This is a genomic window from Pyrinomonas sp., from assembly GCF_040289685.1.
Classification (GTDB): domain Bacteria; phylum Acidobacteriota; class Blastocatellia; order Pyrinomonadales; family Pyrinomonadaceae; genus Pyrinomonas.
In genome coordinates, this window is the sequence record NZ_PSLQ01000118.1 from 1 (window position 1) to 3,297 (window position 3,297).

The following is a 3,297-nucleotide window of genomic DNA, read 5'->3' on the forward strand; positions in this document are numbered from 1 at the left end:
CGGCGGCGCTACAGACCCCCGGCTGCGCGCCGTGGGGATGAGCGCCGCTCACCCCCTTCTTTCGGTATCCACACCCGCCAAGAACATGGAACAAGCGCAACGCGTCCCGCGCGGCGAGCGTTTTGCGTAAGCCGCCTTCCGTCCTGCATCGTATGCGGACTGAGCTTCCCTCCCATATGCCCGCCGATATAGCAGAATCCGAATGTAGAAAAACCCCTTCCGGAACCGTCGCACCGCCCGGCCTTTGCGGACAAGTTCCCTCGCTCTTGCCGGATGCCAAAGCATGAACTGCGCCGTGCGGATTGCCTCATCCACCGCGCGGAACTGCTCCACCTTACCGTATGCCTTGTATTCGAGCACCAACATAAAGATATTTTACAATGTAGTTATGTTATAATTAAAAGCATAAAGCTGCAGCTTTATATTTCTATGTATGAATGCGGGGCACAACGCGCGCGATTCGGTAACTCGCTGCCTGTGCTACTTACGCCCTAAAAACCTGATGCGCGAAGTCAGCACGCGGTGCTCAACGCCGATCGGCGCGCCGAAATTCGGCGAGTCAACGTTGTTGTTGACGGCGGAAGGGTTCTTTCGCCCCGTCACGTTGTTCATCCCGACGCGCAACGCCAAGCGATAGCTCAACAGTTCGAACCGCCATTCGAGGTGCGCGTTCAGACTGAAGTAGTCGGGGAGTCGCGCTGAGTTTGGGCGCCCAACGAGCCTTTGCTCTTCGTCAACGAGGCTGTAAGGAAAGCCCGTGCGCCAGTCGGCTGAACAGGCTAGGTCGAAGTGCTTGCCGAGAGGCATCGTGCCCCATGCGAGTACCCTGTGCGGCGTCTCCCATGCGAGCGGTCCGTCTGTCTGTTGCCCGAAAACGATGCTGTCGAGGTCGAAATCGAGCACGGCGTTTGAGCGCGCGCGCAGGTGAGAGTAAGAGGCGAGAAGCGCGCGGCCGTTTTTGAACGTTCGTCGCAGCGTGAACTCGAACCCCGTCAATTCGTCGCGCCTGTTCGGAGCGAGCGCGAATAGGAAGCGCTGCGGCGCAAGAGCGCGCGCGATGAAGGTCGGTTGATCGTGTCCGCTCCTATGCATCAGCTCGACTGCAAGGCGAAACGCAGCCGGAAGCTCACGCTCAGCACCCAAGCTCCATTCGAGAAACCACGGCGCGCCTTTGAGCCCCCCGACGGCGAACGCGCTCGTTCGCACTAGTTCACCCCCGTCCCGTTGGCGGATCACGTCCGTGCGCACGCCCTCTTGCGAGCGCGTGATGAGCGCGAGGGGAATCTCGTCGCGCACGACGCCGATGCCCAAAACAAACCTCGTTTTCGCGTCGGGCGCGTAGGCGGCGGCTACGCGGGGCGACGGCGCGAAGCGACGAACGACGCCGTCGCGGTCTACGCGCAGGCCCAGCTCCACCGTCAGATGTTCGGTCGCTCCCCAGCGATCTTGTAAAAAGAACCCGTATTCGAGCAGTTGGCGCGCGAAGGGAGCTGCTGCGCTGAAGGTGGTCGTGCGCGCCACCGTTCCATCGGCGCGTACGATCGTGATCGGACGGCGGATCACCGCCCGTCGGTAGCGACGCGCGTTCGCCTCCAGACCGAACTTGACTTCGTGACGGCCAAAGGCTTGCAGCGGCAGCGTGACCCGCGCGAACGCTTCGGCGCGGCTCGCACGGTCATGGGTTAGGCGGAAGAAATTGCCGCGTGCGCCGTTCGGACTCAGGACGTACAGCGCATCCCCTAGAGGTGTTTCGCGGTCGTCGTACGCGCTTGCGCCGAAGCCAGCTTCGGCCAACAGACCGTTCGTTCCGTAGTGTTGCTCTTTGAGCGACGCGAGGGTTGCCGTGCCTCTTTGGTCAACGGTGGTTGCCAGTGGATTGAACGGGGAGAGCCCGACGCCATTGGCGCGCAAACGGTTGATCAACAGGCTCGCGTTGAAGATGTTGCGCTGGTCCAGGTTGAACTGCGATTTGATGAGCGCGCTCGCGCGCCACATCTGTGCGCGGTCCGCGCTGGCGGGCAGTTCGCTTATGACGTTCTGCACGTACTCGCCATCCCCAGCGTGAAAGAACCACGCGCGCTGGCGTCGGATCGGTCCAGAAACGGTCCACCGCGGCGTCCAGTTGCTCACGTGCAGACCCTTGTTCGTCTCCACTGCCGGGATGAAGTTGGTCGCCGAAAAGCGTAGGCGGTCGTCGCCCATGCCCGTGGTCAACTCAACGACGCCAGCCGAGCCGCGCCCTTGCTCCACGGGACGACGGCTGGTTCGAACTTCAATGGCACGAATCGAATCCGCGCTTACGCGCATTTGCCAAAGTCCGGTCGCCGGATGCGTGATATCGAATCCGTCCAGTCGAGTCTTTGTCTGGTAGGCCTCTGCGCCGCTGATGTGTATGCGCCCGTTGCCGTCGCGCACGGCCTCTGGCAGCAGCGGCAGCGCGTTGCGTAAGTCATGCGTTGCCGTGTACGGCAGCGCCAAGACCTCGCGTTCGCTGAGCGTTGCGCTCTTCTCCGTCTGTTCCGGGTCAAGCGACGCGGATGACTCATAGACATTCACCTGTTCGGCGAATTCCCGTTGGCGGTAAAGGGTGAGGGTAACGCTCTGTGCGTCGCCTTCGACTTGCGCTTCGGTCGCGTAAAAGCCCTCCTTTTCGACGTGCAGCAGACGATGCGCCGTTTGTTTGAGCCCGACGAACTGTGCGCGACCGGCTTGGTCAGTTTCGATTGTTGACTCTTGCGTCGCTGTCTTCAGCGTGACGCGCGCCCGCGCCACGGGCACGCCGTTGTCGTCAGCAACGGTGACAAGCAGGGATTGGACGGCGCGTGACTGCGCGACGCTTTCGCCGGCGAATGCGCGCGCCGTCAAGAGAAGCACTAAGAGGACCAACTCGAGGTCACGTACGCCCTGCCGCTTACGAAAAGAACTGTTCCCTCCTGGACGATCCGCCGACTCGTTGTTTTGCGCGACGGGAGCTGTTTGTGCGAGGTGAAAAGATCCGCTCGGCTCTAAACGATCCGCCGGACGCTGCATGCCTGCGGCGCTTGAAAGGCTGACTGCCCGCAACGAAACTCGGCCGCCCAGCACGTCAACGCCTGGCCTTTGTGCGCCCATGGTGAAAGCTGTTCGTTGAGCCATGCGCCGATTCATGCCCGTCTCTGCGTTAAGGCCAAACTCTTCTCTTCCCCTCGCGCCGCGTGCATTAGTGTGGTTAATTTTAGCACCGGCACAAAGCCAGTCCAAAAGAGTGTAATCGGTCAATACATTCTGGACTGGGAACCACCTTCCTTCAGTCTAGCC

Annotated in this window: 1 protein-coding gene; it reads right to left on the reverse strand. The window is 61.3% G+C overall.

Annotated elements, in window-relative coordinates:
* Positions 1–480: 480 nt before the first annotated feature.
* Complete coding sequence (locus C4334_RS14480; RefSeq protein WP_352432799.1) at positions 481–3,135, reverse strand: TonB-dependent receptor; 2,655 nt, start codon at positions 3,133–3,135, stop codon at positions 481–483.
* Between the last annotated feature and the right edge of the window lie 162 nt (positions 3,136–3,297).

Coding starts and splice junctions, on each gene's coding strand:
- C4334_RS14480 (WP_352432799.1), bottom strand. CDS start 3,135: ATGGCTCAACGAACAGCTTTCACCATGGGCGCACAAAGGCCAGGCGTT.